This window comes from Streptomyces sp. NPDC042346 (assembly GCF_055581845.1).
The window spans coordinates 1,060,654-1,084,934 of the sequence record NZ_JBVJEH010000001.1 but is presented as its reverse complement, the minus strand read 5'-3'; the positions used below and the strand labels follow the sequence as shown (position 1 = coordinate 1,084,934).

Annotated in this window: 26 protein-coding genes and 1 pseudogene; 14 read left to right on the top strand and 13 right to left on the bottom strand. The window is 68.3% G+C overall.

Annotation, left to right across the window (positions count from 1 at the left end; all coding sequences use genetic code 11):
- The first annotated feature begins 161 nt into the window (after positions 1-161).
- Positions 162-1,910 (top strand): DUF6119 family protein, encoded by a 1,749-nt coding sequence (locus tag ACZ6K0_RS05250; protein WP_469227820.1) that lies wholly within the window; start codon positions 162-164, stop codon positions 1,908-1,910.
- Between the two features lie 139 nt (positions 1,911-2,049).
- Positions 2,050-3,441 carry a hypothetical protein gene (locus tag ACZ6K0_RS05245; protein ID WP_469227822.1) on the top strand — a complete coding sequence of 464 codons (1,392 nt, stop codon included), beginning with the start codon at positions 2,050-2,052 and terminating at the stop codon, positions 3,439-3,441.
- Between the two features lie 16 nt (positions 3,442-3,457).
- Here the strand turns inward: ACZ6K0_RS05245 and ACZ6K0_RS05240 are convergent, their stop codons facing one another.
- The 5 genes and pseudogenes from ACZ6K0_RS05240 to ACZ6K0_RS05220 form a co-directional block, all read right to left on the bottom strand.
- A complete protein-coding gene (locus tag ACZ6K0_RS05240) occupies positions 3,458-3,871 on the bottom strand; it encodes a PIN domain-containing protein (protein ID WP_037661709.1) in 414 nt (137 codons plus the stop codon).
- Positions 3,853-4,137 carry a hypothetical protein gene (locus ACZ6K0_RS05235; protein ID WP_028438980.1) on the bottom strand — a complete coding sequence of 95 codons (285 nt, stop codon included), beginning with the start codon at positions 4,135-4,137 and terminating at the stop codon, positions 3,853-3,855. The genes ACZ6K0_RS05240 and ACZ6K0_RS05235 overlap by 19 nt, the downstream gene beginning before the upstream one ends.
- Positions 4,138-4,653: 516 nt before the next feature.
- A pseudogene (locus ACZ6K0_RS05230) lies at positions 4,654-5,028 on the bottom strand (SDR family oxidoreductase); the annotation flags it as partial.
- Between the two features lie 182 nt (positions 5,029-5,210).
- Positions 5,211-5,948: an NIPSNAP family protein gene (locus tag ACZ6K0_RS05225; RefSeq protein WP_469227824.1), complete on the bottom strand. Its 738-nt coding sequence runs from the start codon at positions 5,946-5,948 to the stop codon at positions 5,211-5,213.
- A gap of 79 nt (positions 5,949-6,027) precedes the next feature.
- Positions 6,028-6,456, bottom strand: a complete 429-nt coding sequence (locus ACZ6K0_RS05220; RefSeq protein WP_361981294.1) for an Rrf2 family transcriptional regulator — start codon at positions 6,454-6,456, stop codon at positions 6,028-6,030.
- A gap of 244 nt (positions 6,457-6,700) precedes the next feature.
- Between ACZ6K0_RS05220 and ACZ6K0_RS05215 the strand changes: the two genes are divergently transcribed.
- The 6 genes from ACZ6K0_RS05215 to ACZ6K0_RS05190 all read left to right on the top strand — a co-directional run bounded on the left by ACZ6K0_RS05215 (position 6,701) and on the right by ACZ6K0_RS05190 (position 11,249).
- Positions 6,701-6,970, top strand: a complete 270-nt coding sequence (locus tag ACZ6K0_RS05215) for a type II toxin-antitoxin system Phd/YefM family antitoxin (RefSeq protein ID WP_060180502.1) — start codon at positions 6,701-6,703, stop codon at positions 6,968-6,970.
- Positions 6,963-7,271, top strand: coding sequence for a type II toxin-antitoxin system RelE family toxin (locus ACZ6K0_RS05210; RefSeq protein ID WP_469227827.1), 309 nt, complete (start codon positions 6,963-6,965; stop codon positions 7,269-7,271). Before ACZ6K0_RS05215 ends, ACZ6K0_RS05210 begins: the two co-directional genes overlap by 8 nt.
- A gap of 246 nt (positions 7,272-7,517) precedes the next feature.
- Positions 7,518-7,904, top strand: a complete 387-nt coding sequence (locus ACZ6K0_RS05205) for a CPCC family cysteine-rich protein (RefSeq protein WP_469227829.1) — start codon at positions 7,518-7,520, stop codon at positions 7,902-7,904.
- Positions 7,901-8,632 carry a HEAT repeat domain-containing protein gene (locus ACZ6K0_RS05200; protein WP_469227831.1) on the top strand — a complete coding sequence of 244 codons (732 nt, stop codon included), beginning with the start codon at positions 7,901-7,903 and terminating at the stop codon, positions 8,630-8,632. The genes ACZ6K0_RS05205 and ACZ6K0_RS05200 overlap by 4 nt, the downstream gene beginning before the upstream one ends.
- 4 nt (positions 8,633-8,636) lie before the next feature.
- Positions 8,637-9,269, top strand: a complete 633-nt coding sequence (locus ACZ6K0_RS05195) for a DUF6000 family protein (protein ID WP_469227833.1) — start codon at positions 8,637-8,639, stop codon at positions 9,267-9,269.
- 354 nt (positions 9,270-9,623) lie between these two features.
- The gene (locus tag ACZ6K0_RS05190) at positions 9,624-11,249 is read left to right on the top strand and encodes a hypothetical protein (RefSeq protein WP_469227834.1); all 1,626 of its coding nucleotides are present in this window, start codon (positions 9,624-9,626) and stop codon (positions 11,247-11,249) included.
- Positions 11,250-11,291: 42 nt separating this feature from the next.
- Here the strand turns inward: ACZ6K0_RS05190 and ACZ6K0_RS05185 are convergent, their stop codons facing one another.
- Both ACZ6K0_RS05185 and ACZ6K0_RS05180 read right to left on the bottom strand, forming a co-directional pair.
- Positions 11,292-11,828, bottom strand: coding sequence for an NUDIX domain-containing protein (locus tag ACZ6K0_RS05185; RefSeq protein ID WP_469227836.1), 537 nt, complete (start codon positions 11,826-11,828; stop codon positions 11,292-11,294).
- A 1-nt stretch (position 11,829) separates the two neighbouring features.
- Positions 11,830-13,185, bottom strand: a complete 1,356-nt coding sequence (locus ACZ6K0_RS05180; protein WP_469227837.1) for a tetratricopeptide repeat protein — start codon at positions 13,183-13,185, stop codon at positions 11,830-11,832.
- Positions 13,186-13,408: 223 nt separating this feature from the next.
- On the opposite strand from ACZ6K0_RS05180, the gene ACZ6K0_RS05175 reads away from it, so the two are divergent.
- The 4 genes from ACZ6K0_RS05175 (at position 13,409) to ACZ6K0_RS05160 (ending at position 16,423) form a co-directional block, all read left to right on the top strand.
- The gene (locus ACZ6K0_RS05175) at positions 13,409-14,158 is read left to right on the top strand and encodes a hypothetical protein (protein ID WP_469227839.1); all 750 of its coding nucleotides are present in this window, start codon (positions 13,409-13,411) and stop codon (positions 14,156-14,158) included.
- Positions 14,159-14,237: 79 nt separating this feature from the next.
- The gene (locus ACZ6K0_RS05170) at positions 14,238-15,149 is read left to right on the top strand and encodes a phosphotransferase family protein (protein ID WP_469227841.1); all 912 of its coding nucleotides are present in this window, start codon (positions 14,238-14,240) and stop codon (positions 15,147-15,149) included.
- A 1-nt stretch (position 15,150) separates the two neighbouring features.
- Positions 15,151-15,843 (top strand): class I SAM-dependent methyltransferase, encoded by a 693-nt coding sequence (locus ACZ6K0_RS05165; RefSeq protein ID WP_469227842.1) that lies wholly within the window; start codon positions 15,151-15,153, stop codon positions 15,841-15,843.
- A gap of 34 nt (positions 15,844-15,877) precedes the next feature.
- Entirely contained in the window at positions 15,878-16,423 is a 546-nt protein-coding gene (locus tag ACZ6K0_RS05160; protein WP_469227844.1) for an HAD domain-containing protein, read from the top strand.
- A gap of 120 nt (positions 16,424-16,543) precedes the next feature.
- On the opposite strand, the gene ACZ6K0_RS05155 is transcribed toward ACZ6K0_RS05160, so the two are convergent.
- The 6 genes from ACZ6K0_RS05155 to ACZ6K0_RS05130 form a co-directional block, all read right to left on the bottom strand.
- The gene (locus ACZ6K0_RS05155; RefSeq protein ID WP_189510171.1) at positions 16,544-17,116 is read right to left on the bottom strand and encodes a hypothetical protein; all 573 of its coding nucleotides are present in this window, start codon (positions 17,114-17,116) and stop codon (positions 16,544-16,546) included.
- A gap of 169 nt (positions 17,117-17,285) precedes the next feature.
- Positions 17,286-17,726 (bottom strand): FHA domain-containing protein, encoded by a 441-nt coding sequence (locus ACZ6K0_RS05150; RefSeq protein WP_469227847.1) that lies wholly within the window; start codon positions 17,724-17,726, stop codon positions 17,286-17,288.
- Positions 17,727-17,783: 57 nt separating this feature from the next.
- Entirely contained in the window at positions 17,784-19,481 is a 1,698-nt protein-coding gene (locus tag ACZ6K0_RS05145; RefSeq protein WP_469227849.1) for a relaxase/mobilization nuclease domain-containing protein, read from the bottom strand.
- Positions 19,471-20,046 carry a MobC domain-containing protein gene (locus ACZ6K0_RS05140; RefSeq protein ID WP_469228022.1) on the bottom strand — a complete coding sequence of 192 codons (576 nt, stop codon included), beginning with the start codon at positions 20,044-20,046 and terminating at the stop codon, positions 19,471-19,473. Before ACZ6K0_RS05140 ends, ACZ6K0_RS05145 begins: the two co-directional genes overlap by 11 nt.
- A gap of 315 nt (positions 20,047-20,361) precedes the next feature.
- On the bottom strand, positions 20,362-21,627 hold the full coding sequence (locus tag ACZ6K0_RS05135; RefSeq protein WP_469228024.1) for a DUF3631 domain-containing protein: 1,266 nt from the start codon (positions 21,625-21,627) through the stop codon (positions 20,362-20,364).
- 544 nt (positions 21,628-22,171) lie between these two features.
- Positions 22,172-22,366, bottom strand: a complete 195-nt coding sequence (locus ACZ6K0_RS05130) for a helix-turn-helix transcriptional regulator (RefSeq protein WP_469227850.1) — start codon at positions 22,364-22,366, stop codon at positions 22,172-22,174.
- 121 nt (positions 22,367-22,487) lie between these two features.
- Between ACZ6K0_RS05130 and ACZ6K0_RS05125 the strand changes: the two genes are divergently transcribed.
- Both ACZ6K0_RS05125 and ACZ6K0_RS05120 read left to right on the top strand, forming a co-directional pair.
- Positions 22,488-22,988, top strand: a complete 501-nt coding sequence (locus ACZ6K0_RS05125; protein ID WP_469227851.1) for a helix-turn-helix transcriptional regulator — start codon at positions 22,488-22,490, stop codon at positions 22,986-22,988.
- Positions 22,989-23,012: 24 nt separating this feature from the next.
- Positions 23,013-24,131 (top strand): tyrosine-type recombinase/integrase, encoded by a 1,119-nt coding sequence (locus ACZ6K0_RS05120; protein WP_469227852.1) that lies wholly within the window; start codon positions 23,013-23,015, stop codon positions 24,129-24,131.
- Positions 24,132-24,281: the final 150 nt, after the last annotated feature.

Genomic DNA, 24,281 nt, shown 5'->3' with positions numbered 1-24,281 from the left:
CCGGGACGCCAGCCCCATACGAGTCCGACCGCACCGGCGTCCTCATCGCCGCACCTCTGCTCCCTTGCCGGGCACTCACCCCTGTCCGCATCGACACCACCCGTCCCGTAAGGCCGCTCGTGTTACCGAACCGCACCGCAACCTCGCCCCAGGAGACCTCTGTGTCCAGCACCGCGTCGAAGCGCACCCTGTACCGTCTTACCCACGTCAAGGCGACCCCTGAGTCGATGCTCGAAGCCCTCGACGTCGGCGCCCTCGACACCCTGGACGCGGTCGTGCGCGACGTCAGCGATCACATGGGAGTTCCCGCCCTCGCGGTGTCCTTCGCCGTAGCGAAGGAGGAAGCCGCCTGGGGCAAGGATGTCCTCCGGCTCACCGCCGAATCGGACCTGCTGCAGAGCGAGCAGCGCACCGGCGCACTGCTCGTGCTCGCCGTCGACGACGTGGTGTACGCGATCGGCTTCGACCAGGGCTACCGGCTTCTCCCCGCCCAGCTCAAGGACGCGCACTTCGGTCTGTCCTTCGGTATCCGCGCCATCAACCCGCGTCAGGTGCGGGACTTCACCGCCAGCGTCCTCGGCCAGGCGCGCATCGACAGTTCCCTGATCCATGCCGGCGCCTCCGTACCGGCACTCGGACTCCGGGACCACGGGCGGATCATCCGCCACCTCGGCGGCTACCTCGACGAAGTCGACCTCACCGCAGGGAGCGGCACCAGGAACGGGGCCATGACCGCGGAGGGCGGCATCGGTCTCCGTATCAAACTCGGCACCACCCCCGCCACACTGATCAAGGACATCCGCGCCATCGCCGCGATCTGCGAGCACGTCGTTCCCCACCCCGACCTGGCCTTCGTCGAGCACATCACCGCGGTCAAGGACCCTTCCCTCATCGACGCGCTCGACGCGGAACTGGACGCCACGCTCGGCCGTCCCGCAGACGGCCGGATCATCACCGCCGTCCCCTTCTCCCAGAGCACCGACCTGCCCCGGTCCGCCGCCTGCACCATCAAGATCGGGTCCTGCCCGCCCCACCTCCGGGACGAGTTCAGTCTCGACTACGTCCTGGAGCGGGCCCGTGTGATCAAGGCAGGCGCCCGCGTCACGGCGCTCCGGCAGGGCACCGTCGAACTGTTTCGTGACACGCTCTCCGCACGGACCGCGCTCGCCCCGCGCACCGCCTCCCTGGAAGCCCTGTCCAAGGAAACCGCCATGAAGTGGATCGAGGCCACTTTCTCCCTCCGCTCCCGCACGTTCTGTCTGCTCGACGGTGAGTGGTACGAGCTCGGGGCGGGCTACCTGCGCAACGTCAACGAGACCGTGGCTCCCTTGTTCCCCGACGCGCCCTCCGTCGATCTCCCCCGCTGGCCGCTCGTCGAGAAGCTCAACAAGAAGGGTATGCGCGTGATGCGTCCCGTAGACGAAGGCGACTACAACAAGCTGGCCGCCCAGGCCCGTCGCGGCTGGGTCTGCCTGGACAAGAAGAATGTCCACAACCCTTTTCGGGCTAGCAACTCCGTCGAGATCTGCGACCTGTTCACCGAGGACGACACTCTTGTCCTCGTGAAGCCCGCGCACTCCTCTAGCCCGCTGAGTCACCTGTTCAGCCAGGCGCGCGTCTCCGTTGAGCTCCTCTTCGAGAACGCGGCCGTACGCGCGGAGTTCGCCCGGTCCGTACACGTCAACAGCGATCCGGCCCGCAGCATCCCCGAGGACTTCACCCCGCGCCGCGTCGTCTTCGCGATCCTTCTGAAGGACGGAGCCAAGCTCACGCCGGCCTCCCTCTTCCCGTTCTCCGCCATCACCCTGGCCCAGACCGCGAAGGCCCTCGCCGCTCGCGGCGTGACCGTCGAAGTCATCGGCGTCGAAAGCGAGTCGGCCCAGTCCGCCATGCGCGACGAGGCTGCGTAGCCGCCCGGGACTCTCGCCGTAAACACGCCCTCTATATCTCTCATCCGAACGAGGAGTCCTTTCAGCAGCCCAGAATTCCCGCAAGGGCAGCGGGCATCGTCTCCGGGTGCAGGGCATTCAGGGAACGGCGGGAGGCTACATGGAACAGGCCCTCAACAAGCGGCAGCAGGCCGTGCTCGGCTGGGTGGGCCAGGGGTGTCCCGACGGAGTCTGGCCAGACAGCACGTACAAGACCAGCGGACAAGCCCTGCAGAACCGAGGGCTCATCAAAGTCACCAAACGCCGCGGGCATTGGAGCGCCCACCTCACCGAGAAGGGGCGGCAGCATCTCATCGAACGCGGCATCCGCCCCGTGGAGCAGAGCACCCGACCGCCGGAGCGCCCCGCCCGAAAAGCGGCACCGCTGCGCCCCCGAGCCGTGCCGAAGGCCCTTGCGAACTACGCGGACCAGCTACTCGATGAACTGGCCGTTGCGAACGACGGCTGTCTCATCAAGCCCATCGAATCCGGCCCGCACGCGGTGAATTGGGCGTCACGGGTCAACGCCGCCCGCAAGTCCGGCAAGATCCCCCACACGCAGGAAATCCACGGATACCGCACCCACCGCGGCTACGAGATCAAGCTGGTCGACATCCCTGCCTGGCGCCTCGCGGAACTCACCCCGCTCCCTGTGCCGGCCAGACTCACCAAACCCCATGCCGTCGTGGCCGCCCTCCAAAAGCAACCGCAGCCCATGGGCCTGACCAAACCCCTCCAGGGCCGAGCCCTGCGCATCATCCAAACCCTCATCGCCGCCACCACAGCCCAAGGCCACAAGGCATTGCTCGGAACCACACAAGGCGCGCCCCCGCCCCATCGGCGCCGCAAGGCACCACCGCACTTCTCCATCACCGCCCACGGCGAAAGTGTCGGATTCCTCGTCCTCCAAGAACAGGACCGCAACGAACACGTCCCCACAGACAAGGAACTCGCCGACGCCAAGAAGCACTCATGGATGCGCATCCCCCGCTTCGACTACACCCCCTCCAGCCGCCTACGCTTCATACTCCGCGGCGGCAGCCCGCACCGTGCAAGCGAATGGGCAGATCTCCCCGACCGGCCTCTGGAAGAACAGCTCGCCGAGATCGTGCAGGAGGTCGGACTCCGCGGCGAAGCCGCAGAACGCAAACGCCTTGCAGACCAGCAAGCCAGAGAGGTACAGCAAAAGCGCTGGGAAGCCGCCATGCAGGAAGCCCACGCCGCCTACGCCCACGCCTACCGCGTCAAACAGCTCGGAGAACAGGCGGACACCTGGTACCAGGCCAGGCGCCTGACTGAATACGTCGCAGCAGTAGGCGTCCATGCCACATCACTTCCGCCCGGGCAGGAGCGGACCGAGGTCGAGGCGTGGCTCGCGTTCGCGGACGCGCACCTCCAAAACCTCACCGAATCGGTCTCAGCGCCGAAACTGCCCACGCCGCCGAAACCCAGCGGCGACGACCTCAAGCTCTTCCTCGGTCACTGGAGCCCCTACGGACCCCGCTCCTACTGAGCCGGACCAAGGGAAATCACACCGCCACGAGCCGGACCCGCTCGCCGCACAGCTTGGCCATGTCGTCAATATCGGAAGTCAGCATGACCACGGGGCGGTGCTGTCGCAGCGCGGCCTCGGCGACGGCCGCATCGATCGCGTACTTGTGTCCGTGCAATCCGGCATTCATCAGCAACTTCGAGGCAGCCCTCGCCTCCTCGTCACCGACCGGGACGACCCGCAGCCCGGAAAGCACCCAGTTCAGGCGTGACTTGTTCGTACGGGCGTGGACGGCCTCGATGATGGTGAGCGCACTGATCACGACCTCCATGCCACGCGAGCGCGCCTCAGCGATCAGAGCCACCACCTGTTCTTCGTCAGCGAGCAGCTTCGAGAGTCCCTCGCTGTCGAGGACGAGCGTCCCCTCGTGACTCAGCCTGCGGCGGGCCACTCGGCCTCCTCGGCGAACACCTCGTCGAAGACCTGCCGCGCCCGCTGACGAGCCGGCTCGGAGACCGGCCCCTTGCGGCTCTCGTAGTCCGCCAGGTACTCGTCCAGGACCTGCCCGCGCAGCTCACGCTCGACCGCCTCGGCGATGAACGCGGAGAACTCCCGCTTGCCCACGCGAGCCCGGATCGCCTCCGCGGTCCCCTCCGGCAGCGACAAGCTCACCCGCGTCGCTGGCCCTTCCCCGATGCTGTACGTCGCCTCAGCCATACCCCCGATTGTGTCAAACGAGTAGGAAAAGCGCCACGTCCGCACTACCGTCACAAGCTCGGTCAGCGCCCCGCTCACGCAAATCCCAGCACGGGCACCCCCATCCCATCCCAGCACGATCCCAGCACGGTAGGGATGAGCAGGGGTGATGACAGGTGACGAGGGGTCAGCTATCCCAGCACCATCCCAGCACGGGAAAAAACAAAGGGCCCGACTCCGAAGAGTCGGACCCTCTCTGACCTGTATGTTTGCCAGATCAGCGACGTGGTGATACGTCAGCCGCTACACGTTGAAGCGGAACGTCTGCGGACCGATTCTGACCTGCGGCGGAACCCCGCGCAGGGCCCTGACCTGGCATTCCTCGTTGACATGCGTTGGCTCCCGACGGCCGTTTACGGGTGTCCTGCGGACTGGCTGCGGACTGAGCACAGGCCCGACTCCGGCCCAACATTGCGTGGGCCGGACCTTGCCCTCGTCCACCGCAGGGCGGCACGGCGGGATCAACGGCGCAGGACGCTAGAGCAGGGCCCCACCGGTGGCGTCGAGTCTCTGGCCGGTGACCCAGCCCGCGTCTTCGGAGGCAAGGAACGCAACCACGCCTGCCACGTCATCGGGCAACCCGACCCGGGCCAACGGCGAGCGGGCGGCGGTGGCTTCGCGCGCCGCGTCGTCCGAGCGCAGCCACCAGGCGTTGAGATCGGTGTCGATCGCGCCGGGGTTGACGGCGTTGACGGTGATCCCGCGGGGGCCGAGTTCCTTGGCAAGGGTCGTGGTGAACACGTCGATTGCGGCCTTGGACATCGCGTACGCGATCAGCTGGGGCTCGGGCTTGCCGAGGGTGTAGCTGGTGGGGATGTTGACGATGCGGCCGCCGTCGCGCAGTCGCCCCAGCCGATCGGCGGCCCCGACCTCCGCCTCGCGGTCGAACGGCCCTGCTCCCGGGCCGGGGTTGCCCCTCAGCGCGCCCACGACGCCACGTCCTTTCTTCGACCATCGTTGAATGACGAGCCTGTCGGCAATCTCTGGTGACTGCCCGGGAATGCTTGACGGCGAGTGCCTGGCCCCCTTGGTGCTCACCGCAGTGTCGACCGCTCGGTGGGCGTCAGCCGTAGCTGTTGCGGGCTCCTGGCCGAACGTTCCGAAAGGGTCGGCTGCACCCCCTCCCGCCAGCGTTCCGACTGCTGCACGTGCTTCAGGTGCCGGTCGAGGTGGCCTTCGTCGGCGAAGCGTACGAACCACACGAAGACCTCCTCATGGAGCCGTACCGGCAGTGCCGGGAAGGTGTTCGGGGCGTGTTCCGACTGCAGGTACGCCAGTGGCTCGCCGCCGGTCTCGGCCAGTACGGGGAGCACATGCCGCCGGAAGAACTCGACGAATGCCGCGTCGAACGGCTCGCGGCTGTACCAGATCGTGGCAAGGACGACCGACGCCGGCGACGGCACCGGGGCGCCGGGGGCAGGCCGGGCACCGGTCTGCACGGGGAACCCGCCGTGCGCCGAGGCGGGCCGCAGGAGCAGCACGTCATCGGAGTCGATCATCGTCGCATTCGCCGCGTCGCGGTGTTCGCGCCAGACCGGCCCGCCGTAGAAGCCCTCCAGGGCCTTGGTGCGCTGCGGCATGTCGTCGAAGCCGCGGAGCCAGACGAACCGGTCGGGGTCGTCCAGGTCGCGGAACTGCCCCAGGATGGTCATGCCCACGGCCTCTTGGGGCTCGACCAACTCCCGGTCGAACAGATCGATCAGCACATCTCGCCGCCCTGGGTGCAGTGTGTACTGCCGCAGTTCGAGGACGGGGCACCGTACGGCATGCATCAGTCTTGCTCCTCGCTCGATTGGAACAATTTTTGTTACAGCAAACGGCATGGCGGTCGTCCTGCCGCAGGCCTGTCGGCTAGTTCGTCAGCGTGTCGCGAAGGACGTCGGCGATCGTCGCGCCCGCCAGCTCCCGCCGCATGGCCTGCTCGACCCGACCGTAGACCCCGCTCAGGGCAGGCCGTATGCCGCGGCCGACCGGACACTCCAGATTGGGCTCGGTGTGGTGCAGAGCGAACGGCGGCTGCGCATCGACGGCGTCATGCACCTCGAGCAAGGTGATCTCCTCCGGCGCACGGGCCAGACTCCAGCCCGCACCCGCGCCGTGGCGGACCTCCACCAGGCCGGCGCGACGCAGGTCACCGAGGCTGCGCCTGATGACCACGGCATTGCTGTTCACACTGGCCGCGACCTGCTCCGAAGTGAGCACGTCCTGCCCGCGGCGATGCGCCAACGCCAGCCAGGCCAGCGCATGCGTCGCGATGGTCAACCGACTGTTCGCCGCCATCACCCCTCCTTGCTGCAACAGCTTCTGTTACATCTCCCCCTGGCGTCAAGCCATTCCACGGCCACCGCATTGCTGCGCCCGATCGACGGGGCGGTCGCCACCGCGCACCCGGACCGCGGCCGAGCCGCCGCACCACACGCCCCCACCGCCTGAGCGGCCTCGTAGCCCTGCCACCACTGACCCCCGGCACCGACCGGGACCCACAGGCGTTGTGTACACATGGCACACTCGGTACCCTTGGGTCATGACTCAGCCGCTGCCCATAGAGTCCATCCGCGACGTACGCGCCCACTTGGCAGAAGTCGTCGAACGGGCCGACCGCGACGACGTGCCCACTGTCATCACCCGTCGCGGCAAGCAGGTCGCCGCCGTGGTCTCGATCGAGGTGCTGCGCAAGTACCAGGAGTGGGAAGAGCGCGAGATCAACCGCATCATCGACGAGCGCATGGCGAGCCCGGCCGCCGGCGTCCCGATCGAGGACGTGATGAGGGAGACGCTGGCACGCAGTGAGTGACTATCGCACCGTGTTCCGGCCCGAGGCCCAGGCCGAGCTGCGCAAGATCCCGCGTGACATGGCGCTTCGCATCCTGGCCAAACTGACAGAGCTGGAGAGCGACCCCTTCGGCTTCAATACCACCGCACTCGTATCCCAGCCTGAGCGCCGCCGCCTACGGGTCGGCGACTACCGTGTCCTCTACACGATCGACAACGGGAAGCTGGTGGTGTGGGTCGTACACGTCGGACACCGTTCCACGGTCTACGACACACAGCCGCTCCAGGTTCTGCGGACTGCTGCGGACAGCACAACGGCCTGACCTGCTTTCTCGCAGGTCAGGCCGTTCGTCCACGTCCGATCAGACGTTGAAGCGGAATGTCTGCGGTCTGATCCTGACCTGCGACGGAGCCCCATCCAGGGCCCTGACCTGGGACTTCCTCGTTGGCATGCGTTGGCTCCCGACGGCCGTTTACGGGTGCCCTGCGGACTGGCTGCGGACTGGCCGGGCGGGCGGATGCCGAGAAATCCATGGCGCACGGGCGGGACTGGCAAGGAGACTGCCCAGGTGAGCGACCGCTACCCCTGCCCCTGCTGCGGGCACCGCGTGCTCGACGCCATGCCTGGCTCGTACGAGATCTGCCCCGTCTGCTTCTGGGAGGACGACGGGGTCCAGTTCCGCTGGCCGACCATGGCCGGCGGCGCGAACAAGGTCTCCCTGATCGAGGCCCAGCGCAACTACCAGGACTTCGGCGCCTGCGACCAGCTCGGCCGGCGGTACGCCCGCCCTCCGGCCGAGGACGAGCCGCTCGACCCGTCCTGGCGCCCCATCGACCTGACGCGCGACTCCTTTGAGGACTGGGCAGCCGAGGACCGCGCCCCGTGGCCCGACGACCGCTCGGTGCTCTGCTGGTGGCTCCCCACTTTCTGGCGCCGTTACCACTCCGCGTCATGACCTCCCACACCGAGACACTCGTCCAGCAGCTCGACGGCAAGGCCGACGAGTCCTACGACGCCCGCGCGGAGCTGATCTGGATCGGCGCCAACGCCATACCCGCCGTCATCAACGGCCTGCCTTCCCTCGGCGGCTTCGGTCAGCTGACCGCCATCGAGGTCTTCGAGGAGGTGGGCGATCCTCGTTGCGGCCCCGCCCTGGTCACCATGCTCGACAGCGACAACCCCACCGTCCGTCAGTGGGCGGCCACGGCCCTGGCGAGCCTGGAGATCGAGGACGCGGTCGAGCCCCTGTGCCGCGCCTACCGCGCCTGCCTGGAGCGGCAGACTCCACCCGACGAGTCCGAACCCGTCGCCATCCGCTGGGCCCTGACCGATCTCGGCGCCCGCAGCCCCGTCGTCCCCTCCCTGACCGCCCGACTGCAAGCCGGTACCGGACCGGGCAGCCCCGGCTGGCCCTCGGCCCACTTCGCGGAGATCATCGACGACCTGGCCGACCACTCCCAACTGGTCCTCTACTCCCAGTTCTGGCGAGTGGACGCCGGCCACACGTACGGCGTCTCCGGCACCGGCCTCGACTGGCAGCTCGACTGGACCGCGCCCTGGGAGCACCTGGTCGAGGAAGCCCGCGCCTGGTCCCTCCTGGAAGCCACTGAAGCCCCCGTCGCCGACAACATCTTCGTCGCTCCCACCTGGATCGACCGCACCGACCTACACCCGGAAAGGTGACCCCATGCCGTTCCAGCGCCCCGAGGAAATCGGCTACGGCCACGTGATCGAGCGCTACGTGACGAGGAAGGACTCGGACCACCCGCGCTACCTCGAACTGAACAGCCGTCGTGTCCTGCGGCCAGGGTGGCCGTACGCCGAAAGCTTCGCCCGGCACCTGATCGACGACGCGGCCGCGATCACCGACGCCGAGCTGGAAGCTCTCCTCGCCTACGAATGGCGCTCGCGCCTCACCGCCGCCTGGCTGATCGGCGTAGGCCGGCGCACCTCGTTCCGCGAGCGCATTGGTGACCTGCTTCTGGCTAGCGAGGTCTGCTACTCCGGCGGCGGCTACTGCTTCGCCCTGGCCCGTCTCGGCACGCACGCGGATGCCGAGATCCTCACCGCCTACCTCGACCGCTACCTCCCTCGCACCGACCTCCGTTACGACCAGCCAACCGCGCTCGGCGCCCTCCTCCGCCTCGACGCTCACCTCGGCACCTACCACGCCGACCGCTTCACCCAGCCCGGCGGCCTGTGGGACCAGTGGGTCAACGCCCTAACTCACCTCCGCGACCACCCCGCTTACACCCCCGCCGAGCAGCGCCGATGGACCGACCTCCATTGCGACTTCGCCAACAGCTGGACCCACGCATAGTCGACATGAAGCCCGCTCGTCCCTCACGTGTGATGGCTCATGTGAGCCCAACTTCAACGCCCAGCAGGCTTCTCGCTAACCACGTTGCAGCAATCTGGTGGCCTGCACCCGGCGGACTCTTGGACACTAGGGGCAACGCGAGGAGGCTAGATGGGGAGGGCAAGTCGACGTCGGCGAGAGCTTCGAGGGTCGCCGCAGACTGCTGGAGAGGAAGAGAAGCGCGCACGTCGGGCGGCTTCGAGGGCGGAGCGGCGGGCGGCCTCGATAGGTTCCAGTCTCGACGAGTACAGGCACCTAGCCAGCATCGGCTCAAAGCGTGTCACCGAGGCATTGATCTCACGGCACAACAAGAGAATGTCCAGGATCGGCTCACTTCAAGGTGACCTCAACGGCGAGCTAATGGGGGTCCTGGTTTCAGCCGGGTCGATCGACCTTGCTCTTCGACGCCTCGGAGCAAGCAAACATCGCATGCCCTCCAGTTATGCCGGCCAGTGGATCGACCATGTGAGCTGGGGAGCGGACAGCGCGTTTCAGGCAGCACGACTTGCATTCTCCGGGCAATTCGCCGGAGCCTGCGCCGTATTGCGTACACAGCTTGAGCGGTGGACTGAAAATGTAGCATTCAACGCCGAGCTATCCCACCAGCAAGGCGAAAGTTTCGGGGACTTCGCCGCACGTGTTTGGTCGACAGCCAACATGACCTACCCCTATAAGGCCGACACTGCACTAGTTAACGCGCGAGAAGAGGGGGTCCGAGATACCTGGGATGACGAACGCAGGTCCGCCAAAAAAGGTGAAGTTATCGCCGTCGGCGAGGACAGACTCGTCAGCCCCTCCGAGGTCGCGGACGGCCTGTCAGAGATCCTGCATGGACGTGGTCCATGGGCGGAGCTGGCCTTGTGGGAGGCCAGCAGGCTCCTTGAAGGTGAAGACCCACTCGCGCAACCTGCCGCAAAACTGCTCGGCGACGCGATATTGCTCAATCTACGCCAGATCAGGGTGTGTGCAGCAACTCTCGCCACCGATGCTCAAAACCCTGGGCTCGCTCGCAATCTGTTCTCAATGCCGGAGATTCTGCCGGCGGGAACCGCGGCCCCCCTGCCAACCTCGCTGATGCCGCTAATGCCCTCGACAGGGCTTGCCCCGGATGTGATCAAGACACTAGAACGGGGAGCCTATCTTCATGGACAGGTCCTCACAGGGCATCGCCCAGCGGGCAGACTGTACCGCGACGACGAGTGGGTGTTCCTGAGTTTTCTAGAACGCCGCTCCCGCGCGGCAAAGGGGGCCTTGAAGGCATTCGACGCGGAGCGCGAGCATCTCGGAGACGAATTCAACCTGAACGGCGTCTCCTCTAAAGAATTCTATCTAATCATGGCGGCCGAGACGGCAGGACTAATCTCCAACTGGTCCCCCAACAAGTACGCAGCAACCGCTCTCGCTCTATCATCAAGCGCACTGAGATCAGCCTTCTGGCTTTGGCTCGAAGACGACGACCGCGCTATGGCTCTTCTGCGAGTGTGCCTCGAACAGTACGCGCGACTTAGGGTCTGGAGGACGAAACCAGAGAAGGCAGAGAAGCTGGAGGAAAAAGGAGATGCCACCCCTAGGGATTGGCTAAACAACGCTGGACTAAAGCGCCTTCTTCCCTTTAATCGCACCCTTGGCGAGTTCGCGCACGCCAAGAGAAATTCCAAGTGGGATGGCGCTCGCAAGCTCCTTACGGAAATCCAGATCGACGCGAGCCCGGAGACGGCAATTTACACAGCCCGAGGGCACGCCATGGGTATCGTTTCTGGGTTGATCTGGCACGAATCAATCCAGCACGCGCAGTTGCTGGCCTCAGACGTCGGAATGGTAATGGAGGAGATCTTCAACGAGCATCGAGGGGAAGGTTTCGATGACGAGATGAACGAGTGGTTCAACCACGTGATTCAGTTCAAAGGAATGGAATTCGGCGCCGGGATCGGAGAGCCATAGACCCAGCCACCGGAACGTGCAGGCGCACTGTTCCCCGGGCTACTACGCCGACGACCATCCGTTCAGGGAGACCGGCGCTCCGCCTTTGATGTAGTTATGAAGGGCGCTGGCGGTGGTGTTGACGAATGCGTCGGGGATGGCATCGGCGTCCACCCAGCAGACCTGCGAGTGCTTGCGGGGTTCGCGGTTTTCGGGTTCGCCGGTCCATTCGTGGGCTGCGAAGACGACGGTGAGGAAGCCGTTGGGGGCTTCGACGCCCCAGGCGCCGTGGATGATGTGGGCGACCTTGAGGGACTCGGGCTTCACCGTGAGGCCGGTCTCCTCGTAGAGCTCGCGGACCGCGGTTTCGGTGATGGGCTCGCCCGGTTCGCTCTTGCCGACGGGGAGATCCCACATTCCCTGGGCGAACTTCGCGTTCTCGCTGCGTTGGAGCAGGACGACTCGGTCGGCGGCCTTGTCGTGGACGATGACGGCGGCGACCAGCAGGGTCATCGATTCGAGCGCCGGCTTGTGGGCCTTCGGCTGGTCGTCGGTCTGCTGGTTCACGGTGTTCCCTTCGTCGGGCGGGTTGTTGGGCATGTTAGGCGAGGGCTTCGCGGGCGCGGCGGGCGAGATCGGCCGCGCCGGGAACTTTGCGTCGCTGGTAGACCGCGAGCGTGGAGCGGATCGACGTGATCGCCTTCCGGGTCCGGTCGGAGGTCATGCCCTCCATCAGGACCAGGGCCTGGGTCCAGGCGGCGACGGCTTCGTCGGCGCGGGCCTGGGCGGCAAGACTGTCGCCGAGGTCGGCGTGGGTGAGGGCGTGGACCCGCTTGTACTTCTCCGGGTCCCAGCGGGTGAGGGCATCGCGATGCTGCTGCTCGGTGCCGATGTGGTCGGCGAGGTCGGTCAGGGTGCGGGCGGTGTGGCTGGCCACGGTGCCAGCGGCGGGGCCGCTGACGCGGGAGTAGCTGGGCTGGGGGTCGTCGTCGCGGAGGAGGGCGTCCTCGGCGGCGAGGAGGGCGCGCGCGGCCGACGGGTTCTCGTCGGTGGCGGCGTAGGCGCGGGCGTGGGTGATGTGGAGGAGTGCCTCGGTCTGGCCGTCGACGTGGCCGAGACCCGTGCGGAGGGCGCCTTCGACGAGGTCGACGCAGTGGTGCGGCTGCTTGAGGCTCAGGGCCTGGTGGGCGAGGGCGCGCATCATCCAGGCGGCGTGGCCGTGGGGGTCGGCTTCGCAGGCGAGCTTGTAGCCGACCTGGTAGTAGCGCTGGGCGGCGCCTTCCTGGCCGAGGTCGTGGTGCTTCCACCCTGCGAGGTAGGCGAGTTCGGCGACGGCACCGAAGGCGGCCCGGCGTAAGGCTTCGCTGGGGAAGCGTCCGCGCAGCATGGGGGCGGCGGTGTCGGCGAGGTACGCGGTGACGGTGGTCAGTCCATGCCCGCCGCCGAGGCGCTCGTCGGCCGCGCTGAAGGCAGCCGTGATCTGCCGTACGACGTCCACGTCCTCCGTGCCGACCAGGGACGTGCCGGTGCGGGCGCGGAGCATGCGGGTGGTGGCCTCGTGGTCGTATCCGAGCGGCATGGCGACGCCGGCGGTGGTGAAGGCCGCGATGGCGAGGAAGCGGCGGCGTTCGACGTCGGCGCGGCCCAGGTCGGTGACCGCGAGGACGGGGTCGGATTCCGCCGGCTCTTCGTCACCACCGGCCTGGAGGCCGATCTCGGTCTGGGTGACCGTGCGCCCCGCTCGGCGGGACAGCGCCTCGGCCAGGTACTGACCTACCCGGCCGGACGGGGCGCGGGTGCCGTTCACCCAGTGCGAGATGGCCGACTTGTTGGTCTGGAGGATCTCGCCGTTCTCGGCGGCGATGCGCCGCACGTCTCTGGCGAGAGCCTCGTAGGTGCAGTCGACCGCCGCGATGACGTCGCGCAGACGGGAGTTGGGTTCTCTCTGCGCCGCCACGATCGCCTCCACTCCGGAGCTGTAAACCGCGTATACCGCTTCAACTGCCTTCCACCGTACCCACTGAGCGTGACCACCGGTTCACTTATCAGCAGCCGCCCGGAACGGCGCGACCGTGATCCAGGCTCCCCCTTGGTCCGGGCGGCACCCCGAAGTTCCGTACGCCCACACCAGGCTCGGGCATTCCTGTGCCCGAACCTGGCCGATCAGAGACGGAGACACGGTGACCACCATCGACACCATGGCCATCACGGTCGAGCTGCCCGAGGCATTCGACCCGCGCTGGAGCCGCCTGCCCGGCATCCAGGTCGACGGCCGGCGCATCACGATCGACCCGGCCGAGTACTTCTTCCGCTTCGAGTCGAACACGTGGCTCGTCGCCGACTGGGAGCTGGTCAAGTCCCAGCTCCTGGACGTGGACGAGACGACCGAGAGCGCGGTCGAGCAGCTCGCGCTCGACTTCATCAAGCAGCACAGCGAGTCCATCTCCGACGCGGCCCGCGTCCTGGCCACCGCGTACGAGGTGTACGCGTACCTCTTCCGCGAGGAGCACCTGGCCGGCCTCGGCCTGCCGCAGATCACCGCCGACCACCTGCGGATGCTCCGCGAGGCCGCCACGCTCATGGCGCTCAACAAGGTCGAGCTCGACGGGCACATCTCCAACGTCGGCCCGTGCTGGTTCTTCCCCGCCGCCACCTCCGTCGTCTTCGACCTGGACGACGAGATGGGCGGGATGCTCGACGAGGTCTACCACGGCGGCTGGTTCAACGAGCACCGCCGGATCGAGTCCATCAAGGCCCACGCCGCGCTCGGCGGCCGGCTCGTGCACGGATGCCAGTCCGTGCCGGACCAGTCCGGCGGCGTGATCGCGCCCTACGGTGCCTCGATGGCGAACTTCCGCGACGACCTCGCGGCCTTCAAGGCGGGCTGGATCGAGCAGGTCTACGCCCACCGCGTGAACCCCGCCGCGTAACCCCACCCGATCAGGCTCCGGGGCGGGCCGGCATCTCTCGCCCGCCCCGGACGCCACCACCCCTCCCCGGAGCCCTCACGTGACCACGAACCCCAGCGCGGAACTCCTCGACAACCTGCTCACCGCGACCGGCCGGACCACCGCCGTACGGGAGGAGGTACGCGTGTGGTCCATGTCCGGCGTCGAGCGCGTCACCTTCCCCGACGGCTCCACGGCCGTCTTCAAGTACGCCAAGAAGCCCTTCGACAGCGAGGACCAGGCCCTCCGCCTGGCCCACACCCTCGGCGTTCCCGTCCCCCGGGTCCACGCCTCCGCCGTCCTGGACGGATGGCTCGGCATGCTCATGGAGGACCTCGGACGGTCCGTCCGCGAGGCCGACGACCTCGACGGCGTCGCTGCAGCCGTGGTCCTGCACGGAACCCGTACGGCTCCACCCTTGCCCGTACTCGACCAGGACCGGCTGCGCACGCTGCCGGCCCGGGCGCTGGAGCATCTCGAACGGCTACGCAAGGCCGACCGGTGGCAGGACGCCGACGACATCGAGGACGCGCTCGACCAGATCGCCAAGGCCGCCGAAGCCCGCTCGGCCGGAGCGACGCTGGAACCGTTCGGCTGGGTGCACTCCGAGTTCCACCCCACCAGCCTCCACATCGGCGAGCGCGGCTGGCGGCTGCTCGACTTCGCCCGCGCCTTCACCGGCCCCGGCCTGCTCGACCTCGCCAGCTGGCACGGCACCATCGAGCCCCCGCACCCCATCCGCCGGCGCGTCTTCCTGGAGCAGTACGTCACCGCCGGCGGCACCCCCGACGCCCTCGCCCCGCGCGGCGGGCTCACCGCCGAGAACTGGGCCCTGGGCTGGCACCGCATGTGGGCCGTCGAGTGGTTCATGGAGCAGTCCATCCGCTGGATCAACGACCCGGCCACCGACCCCGCCTACATCAAGGCCGTCCGCCGCCACCTCACCGACGTCCTCCACCTCCTGGAGATCTGACGTGCTCGCCCAGGCATCCCCCTGGCACGCCCACGCCCTCCAACGCACCGCCGCCGGACTCGCCGAACCCCTCTCCGTACCCGCCCGGATGGAATGGACCACGAGACCCGGCCAAGGCCCCGGAGCCGAAATCCTCGGCCCCGACCTGCGCGGCAAGCGACTCCTGGAACTCGGCTGCGGCCCCGGCCACAACGCCGCCCACCTCGCCACCCGCCACGGCTCCCACGTCACCGGCGTCGACCTGGTCGGCCTCCAGGTCCGCCGCGCCCGCTCCCACTACGGACGGCTGAACAACCTCACCTACGTCGCCGGCCACGCCCTGCACTACCTGCACGCCACCGACGAGCAGTTCGACGCGATCTACTCCGTCTTCGGCGCCGTCGGCCTCGTCGCCCCCGAGCTCCTGCTCCCGGCCATCGCCCAACGCCTCACGCCCGGCCGGGTGCTCGCCTTCTCCGTCCCGCACCCGCAGCGCGGCGGCCGAAGCCCCTCGGGCGACGACCGGCCCCGCCGCGACCACGTCACTCTTCCCGATCGCACCCGCCTACCCATCGCCCGCTGGGAGTTCTCCAATGACCGGTGGGAGAGGCACCTCAGCCGGGCGGGCTTCTGGCTCACCTCTGCCCAGGAGTTCCACGACCCCCGCATGGGCCACTGGCCCACCACCCTACTGATCCGCGCCCGCAAGCTCTGACCAGCCATTCGCCCGGCTTCCCTTGGAGGAACCGATGCGCCCGCCCTACCTGCTCCTCGACATCGACGGCGTCCTCATTCCCTTCCCCGACGCAGAGGGCTCGGCCCCGGCCACCCACGCCCGCCACGACGTCGTCCCCACCGGCCGCAGCGCCGACAACCCGGTCACCGTCTGGCTCAACCCCGACCACGGCCGCCTTCTCATGGACGTGATTCGCACCGGCCTGGTCACTCCCGTCTGGTGCACCAGCTGGCGCCAGGACGCCACCACCCTCATCGGGCCCCTTCTCGACCTCCCGGCCCTGCCGCACATCGACCTGCCACATCCCCAGATCACCACCAGCCACCCCAACGGCTACCTCTGGAAGCGCGACCACGTCGACGCCTGGCTGGGCGACGCCCCTGCCGTCTGGATCGACGACGACTTCACCGGCCTCGACCACGCCTGGGCGGCGGAGCGCGCCGCCCGCGGGACGGGGACCCTCCTCGTTCAGCCCGACCCACACCTCGGGCTGCAGCCCGACCACCTGACCGAGGTGACGAAGTGGGTCGCTCAGTTACCTGTAGTCCGAGCCGCCTGACGACTGATGCCCTCGCTGCCACGGACAGCGAGGGCATCAGGGTGCGTAACGGGCGGCCCGAACGCGACCTCGACTGGTGGGCTGGCGTATTCGGGCCTCCTCGTCATGAGTCACGCCACGTCAGGCCGTCGGCCCGTTGAGGCGGTACTCCTCGGAGGGCATCGAGTCCCATTCGGTATTCGCGCCGTCGCGCGTCACCATGAACAACGGGCGGGATCGGAGGACCGGCCCGACTAGTTGCCCGCGCATGACGACCCCGGGATCATCCGGTCCTGCGTAGCCCTCGGGCGTGTAGCGGAAGTACACGTCCATTGCCTCGGCATACGCGATTGCGTCGCTTTCCAGCTCCGACAGGTCGCGCCCGACCAGCGGGATTCCGTCGTATGCGACCTGGGGACCGTACACGGCGTCGACAGCAATGCAGAAGAGGCCCACAGCTTGACTCACATAGGTTGTGACGGCAGATGGAGGAGGAGCCGCCCCGTGACGGCGGACCTCGACCTTCCAGGTCGGCGAGAAGATCGCGTGGTCCGGTGCACAATCGCTGACCTTCGTCTGGCCGAGTGTCTCAGCCGCCTCGACCACTTCGTCGACGGTCATACCGAACCGGAGCGGTCCCACGCCGACAGCCGGCGCATAGGACCACTCGTCCCGTCCGGCGACTCCGAAATCGGCTTCGGCCTTGACCGCCATAGTCGCCCCTCTAGAGACACCTGAGAACTCACCGGCGCCCATCATGTCAATCACCGACCAGCAGACTGCCGGGTGCGGCCGTGCGCGAAAGGCTGTGAACTCAGCAATCGCCTCCGGCGACGGCTTCCGGTGCCCACGCGAGGGCTGGATAACGGGTCCCGCTGATCGTCTACGCAGTCGCCGACCTGGCGGCCGACGACTGCGGAGTGGGCCACGGCCGGTCGTCAGGTGTCGTTGCGGGGCGGCCGGCCAGTACGTAGTCGCGGTACTCGTCGCCCGCCATGGACTGGTTTACCCAGCGTTCGAGTGCGGCTCCGGTTTGGCTCTCGGCAGCGTGCATGGCAGCACGCGGCTCACTCGTGGTTGCCAAGAGGAGGCCGAAGTCCTCTTCCTCGTCGTCGAACAACGGTGGCAGCGAATCCAGGTCGCCAGTCAGGGGTTCGCAGTCGAGAGCGGTGTGGAGGTAGGCCTCGTGGGACCCTCGGGACGGCCGTATTTCGACCCAGCGGACCCCCGGCCTCACGGGGGTTCCAGCCGGTCCGAGGAACTGCTCGACGGAACGCCCCCGCTTGAGGGCGCCGAGGATGAATGGTTCTGCGAGATAGCGCACGCCGGAAGGCTACGGCGTGATGAGGATGCGCGTCCGCAGAAGGGCATCTGACCGGGGTCAGCGGTGTCGCCTGCGCTCTTCGGGCCTCATGGCCACTGGTGTGGCCGGAGGGTGTGGCGTGGCGGACCTGGCCAAGGTGCCGCTGGTGGTGCTTTGCCTGCGAGCGGCTTGCGTCCGCCTGTTCGGCTGAGCGGTGATGCGCCAATTGAGGACTTCGGCGGGGTGCTCGGCGCTGTCGAGCTCTCGCTGGGTGCCCACTTCGGTCAGGAGGCGTCGGGGGTTGTGGCCGGCGGTTTCGGCTTGGGCGAGGGTTGTGGTCAGGGCGGTCCAAGTGGGGTCGGCGAGGATTCGGTCGGCGTGGTTGGGGAGGGCCGCGCGAACGTCCTGTTCGAAGCGGCGGGCGGTTGCGGCTCGTGGTGCGCGGCGGGCCAAGTCCGCCAGGACGGGTGTGGCGGCCTGCTGGTAGCCCGCCTGTAGGTGGCGGAGGGCTTGCTCGGCTGCTGCCGCCTGCTGCTCGTGACCGTGCTGTTCGTGCCACTTGGCGGCGGCGCGGGCCAGGTGCACGGTGGCGAAGAGCAGGGCGATGGCGAGCCCGCCCGGGTCGTTGGAGGCGTAGGCGAGTTCCCTGGCGGCCTTGCGCAGGGCGGTGGCGGCCTGGTGGTCGGCGCGGGTGGCGGAGCGGCGGGCGCGGTTGAACGCCATGGCCGCCGTCTGCAGTTCTGCCCGGTGTGGGCCGGTCGTGGCGCTGGCGATGTTGTACAGGGCATCGCCGAAGGCGGCCAGGTAGCCCTGGGCGGCGGCATCGTCATCGGAGTCGAGGACAGAGTGCGCCGCGTGGATGGCGATAGTGGTGTGTCGCCATGACTCGGCGGGGTCCGCCACATGCCGCAGGTGGTCGGTTACCTCCTGGTCGGGGAGGCGTTCGCGTAGCCGGTTGATGGAGAGGTCGGGGGCGAGTTTCGAGCCGCCGTACCAGACGGGTTCGCCAGCCGCGTTGGTATCGCCAGGTACGGCGAGGCTGTAGCCGATCACGTCGCCGGTCTCGGGGCCGAGGCGTGTTTTGACCTTGATGCCGAGTGACTGCAGCACGGTGAAGTACTCGGCTTCGTTGCGTACGGCGGCGGCGACCGCGTACGCCTGCTCGCGCAGCCAGTGCCGTGCCGTGACCGTCTGGCCCTGGCGTTCCGCCTTGGCACGCTCGGCGCCGGTGGGAGTGCGGGGCGCGGTGAGGTCACCGGACTTCAGGTGGCGCAGACCGAACTCGGCCTCGATCTTGCGGCATTCGGCTTGGGCCCGCTGTCCGTCGCGGTGGGTGCGAGGACGGCGCCCGTCGGCTCGGGCGGTGGTGGCCATGATGTGGACGTGGTCGTCGGCGTGGCGCACCGCGATCCACCGGCATGCCTTGTCGTCGTCTTCGGGGGCGATGCCTGTGGCGTGCACGATGCGGCGGGCGACCTCGGCCCACTCGGCGTCGGTGAGGTAGCGGTCGCCGGGTGCGGTGCGGACCGGGCAGTGCCAGACGTGCTGAGGTGGTTTCTTGCCGCCCAGTTCGCGGGTGCGCAGGTCGACGTGGTGGTCGAGGCGCTTGGCGAGCTGGGAGTAGGTGGCTGCCGGGTCGCGGCCGGGGTCGGGGGTGCCGGCCATGTCCCAGGCGGCGACGATGTGAGGGTCGGTGTGTTCGTCGCGGCGGCCGGGGCCGAAGAGGTAGACGATCAGTCCGCGGGTGTCGGAGCCGGTGGAGACGTCAGGAACCATGCGCGGTGCCTTCCGTCAGGAGCTGGTCGATCAGTCGGTAGCTGCTCTCGGCCGCTTCCTCAACGCGGTCCAGCACCGCCTCGGCACGCTCGGGCACCATTCCTCGGTGGATAGCTGCGGTGATCTGGTTGAGGTTGCCGCCGATGCGGTTCAGCGCGACCGTGTGAACCTCGACCGCCTCGACCAGCGGGCGGAGGGGATCGTCCTCCGGGCTGCCGACCAGCCCCGCCTTGCCCAGGGCGACGGCCAGAGCGGCGTCACCGACGAATCCGGCGAACTTCTGACCGCGCTGGTGAGCGGCGGCGCTGATCACACCGACCGCAGTCCGCGTGAAGCGGATGGTCTTCTCCTGATCGCGCTTCTCCACCGTGCGCTTGCGGTTCATCAGTGCGGGCAGGACGGGGGCATCGAGATCCCGCCAGGAGGGCTGCTCGGCAGGCGGTTGGACATCGGCCGGCGGCTGAGCGCGAGGGGCGACGGAGTCGGCTGCGGGCGGGCAGCTGGTCTCGGCTATGCCCTCCTCTGGCTCGGGCGCCCCCTGGCGCTCGGCCTTCTCCTCCGCCACCCCCGGGGCGGGGGCAAGCGCGGACGAAGCCTCGTTAGAGGCTCGTTCGCTCCAGCTTGCTGCTGATCGGCGGGTCAGGCCGAAGAATCCTTTGAGGCGGCGGGTGGGGGCGTTTTCGGTGCTCGTGTCGGGCATGGTGGTGCTCCGGTGGTCGTGTGGGGTGGGGCTTCGTCACGTCCGTTGCATCCGTCCCGTAGCTGGTCAGGACAGGTACGGAGGCGGTCGCAGGTACGGAGTGATCCGTACCTGCGAGGAACTCCGTCCCCGCGCTGACCTGCGCGGGGACGGATGCGACGGATTGATACGGAGCTGGTGTCAGCGCGTGGGCCTGGGGCCGGCAGGCCCGCCGGGCGGGCCGATGGGCAACGTCCCCGACGGAGGGGCCGGTGGCTTGCCCTGGGCTCGACGTGCGACCACGGTCTCGCCGGCTGCGGGGGTCGACTGGGCAGGGTCGGGGCAGTAGCGGGCCCAGGCGTCGAGGAACTGGTTACGGGTGTACGCCTTCGCCTGCCTGCCGTTCTCGAAGCGGTGGTTGGCCGGGCTGATGCCGAAGTCGCGCAGCAGGTTGGCCAGGTGGTAGGCGTTCAGGCCCTTCGTCCCGTACTCGGCCCAGGGCGCCTCCGCGTCCTGGACGAGGGAGGCGAGTAGGTCGTGGCTGCGCAGCGACTCCTTGTCGCCCTGGTGCTCGAAGACTCGGCGGATGTCCCGGAGCAGCCGGGTCTTCAGCGTTGTCTGCTCGTCCTGGACCACTTCGTTCCGGGTCATCGCCAGGCAGGCGGCGCGGGCTTGGGCGGGCCAGTGGCCGCCGGCCAGGTCGGCGACGATGACCAGGGGCTCCCAGGTGTCGGCAGCCCGGTCCTCGACCGGCATCGGTGGCACCAGTCGGTGCGCTGTCCCGCGTAGTGGGGTCAGCCACGCGGTCAGCCGGTCGCGCAGCGCGTTCAGTTCCGGGACGGAGTGCCGGGATCGGAAGGGAGCGACCTTCTCGCCGGGCTTGCGCTTCTGCATGCGGAGCACGACGGCGCGGTCCATGATCGTGTCCGGTAGGTCGCCGATACCTGCCAGCGCGGCCATGGCGAAGGTCGGGAACGCGGTCGGCTTGTGCTCAGGGCCGGATATCCGCCAGGCGGGGCGGTTGCGCTGGTGGCCGGCGTTCAGCAGGCCGCGCAGGTCCTCCTTGTCGCCGGCCTTGGGGCCGAAGATGGTGTCGGCCTCGTCCACCAGCAGCGTCGGCGGGTCCTCGCCGATGATCCGGAAGACCACCGCCGGCGAGGTGTTCACGGTCATCATCGGCCGGGACACGGTCTCGTGGAGCACGTCCAGGACACGGGACTTGCCGCAGCCCTTGGTCGGCCCCACCACCGCCAGACGCGGCGCGTGCTGGAGGGCGGGCTGGATGTGGGAGGCCGCCACCCACAGGGTGACCGCGGTCAGGGCCTCCTCGCTCGGCAACACCACGTAGCGGCCGATCGCGGCGCACAACTCGTCCAGTACGACGGTCCCGTCCTGGTCCCGGTCCGCCGAGAAGTCAGCACGCTCACGATCCTCGGGCCCCGGTCCGGGTTCGGGGACCGTCCCCAGAGCACCGTGGTGACTATGGTCAACCCGGACCGACGGTCCGGGTTCGCCGGCCGACCGACCGGAACTCTCCGTCCGGTCCTCGGCTTCCGGACCGGGGCCGTGGTCCGGGTTCCCGACCAGGCCCGATAGGCCGTTGAGCTGCGTGTTCTCCGTCGGTCCGGGTTCCTGGTCCGGGTTGACCGGAACTTCGGTCCGGGTTTCGGTCGCGGGTCGGTCCGGTTCCGGACCGACCGAACCAGCGGCACGATCCGGTCGGTCACCGGTCCCCGGAGAGGTGGACCGACCGTCCGCTCGATCCGGACTGAGCCACGGGATGCCCTGGCCGGGGACCGCAGCGGCAGGCCAGACGACCTTGTGGGATGTGCTCGAGGTGGCGGGGGACGTAGAGTCCTCCATCGACGTTCCTCTCAGGGGAGGGACGGGACGGGCAAGGTCCCGCCCCTCACCGGTTCGTTCGTTCAGGGATGGGCGACGTGCAGGGGAATCTCCGGCCCTCGGCGTTGACGCGCCGGGGGCCGTTGCTGTGTCCGGGGCTGCCGACGGCTCATGAGGCCAGGCCCCACTCGTCTCGGCCGTCGATCAGCGTGCGCTCGTAGCGCAGCAGCTCGGCCTCGGGGTACAGCACCCGCTTGCCGACCTTGATGCCGCGCGGCCCCTTCTTGATGTGGCGCCAGTAGCGGATGGTGCTCTCGGCTGTGCGGTAGCGCTCGGCGACCTCGGTGGTGGTCAGATATCGCATGCATTCCCATTCGGCTAGGTAGCGATTCGATCTGCATAAAGTTGTACCCCAGGATCGACGGTTACCCAAATCGGGAAGCTCATGTTTCAATTGGGATAGCGACGGTGACGATGGAGGTCCGATGGCAGGCGACAAGCCCGAGGGTGGCGAAGTGCCGCTGCTCTACAGCGAAGGGAACGTGGCCGCACGCGTCGCCTTGGAGCGCGAAGTCAGAGGGTGGAGCACGACCGAGCTGGCGGAGCGGGTGACCAGAGCCGGCGTCAAGATGAACCAGACTGCGGTCTGGCGCATCGAGAACGGCACGCCCCGCCGCCGCATCAACCTCGACGAGGCCCTCGCCTTCACCCGCGTCTTCGAGCTCCCCCTCGAAGAGCTGATGTCCCCACCCCTGGAGGGGCTCGACATCGACAGCCGGCGCCTCGTCCAGGAGGCCGTCGAAGCGTTCTACGAGGCCCGAGATGCGCGCGACCGCCTCCACCACGCAGTGGTCGCCATCGCCGACCACATCAAGGCCCATCCCGACAGCTCGCGGGCGATCCACGAGCAGTGCCTCCGCCTCATGGGCGACGAGCGGGACGCTCGCACGCTCAGCAACGACATCGCGGACGGCGGCCACTACTGACAACCGACACGAAGGAGAGGCCACTTGGCCAACATCCAGAAGCGCCCCAACGGAAAATGGCGGGCCCGCTACCGCGACCTCGACGGCAAGGAGCACGCCCGCCATTTCGACCGCAAGATCGACGCCCAGCGGTGGATCGACGAGGTCACGGCCAGCCTGGTCACCGGCCAGTACGTCGACCCGCGATCGGCGAAGAAGCCCTTCAAGGAGTACGCGGAGGAATGGCGGGCCATGCAGCCGCACCGGCCTTCCACGGCCAAGGCGGTGGCCCAGCACCTGCGCTGTTACGTCTACCCGGCCTGGGAGAAGCGGGCACTCGGCGCCATCAAGCCTGGCGACGTACAGAGCTGGGTCACCGGCCTGACCACCACGCACGGGCTGGCCGCCAGTACCTCACGGACGGTCTTCAACACGGTCAACGCCGTCTTCCGGGCGGCCGTCCGTGACCGGATGATCCCCCATAACCCTTGCGCCGAGGCGAAACTGCCCTCGGTGCCCCGGAAGAAGATCGTGCCCTTGGCCGTCGAGCAGGTACGGACGCTGTCAGAGGAAATACCCGCCCGCTACAAGGGCCTCGTGCTGCTCGGCGCGGCCACCGGGCTCCGCCCCGGCGAGCTCTTCGGCCTCCAGCTCCGGCACGTGGACCTGCTGCACGCGACCGTCTCGGTCGAGCAGCAGATCCAGCAGACCGCCAAGCACGGCGTATACGTCTGCCCGCCCAAGACCGCTCGCTCGCACCGCACGGTCCCGCTCCCCCGCATGGCGGTGGACGCGACGAAGGCCCACCTGCGGGACTTCCCCGCCGATGGGCCCGAGGGCTGGATCTTCACGGCGCCGCAGGGCGGACCCGTGGTCTACACGCACTTCATGGACGGGTCCTGGCGGCCCGCCTGCGCGAAGGCCGGCATAGCGAAGGGCACCGGACCTCACGCCCTCCGGCACCACTACGCCAGCCTGCTGATCAAGCACGGCGAGTCCGTGAAGACGGTCTCCGAGCGCCTCGGCCACACCAATGCGGCCATGACGCTGAACATCTACACCCACCTGTGGCCCGACTCCGAGGAGCGGACCCGGGCCGCCGTCGACAAGGCGTACGCGGACCGGTCCGCCGATGCCCAGCCGCAGGTCGACGAAGCGGCGTAGCCGCTCCCCCGCGCGCTGACCGAAGTCAGCACGCTGCGGACTCTGTGCGGACCACAAAGGCCGCCCAACCCGCTCCGTCGCAGGTCAGACGGCCTTTCGCCGAACGTATTAGACGTTGAAGCGGAATCTGTAGTACAGCGCTCCCACCTG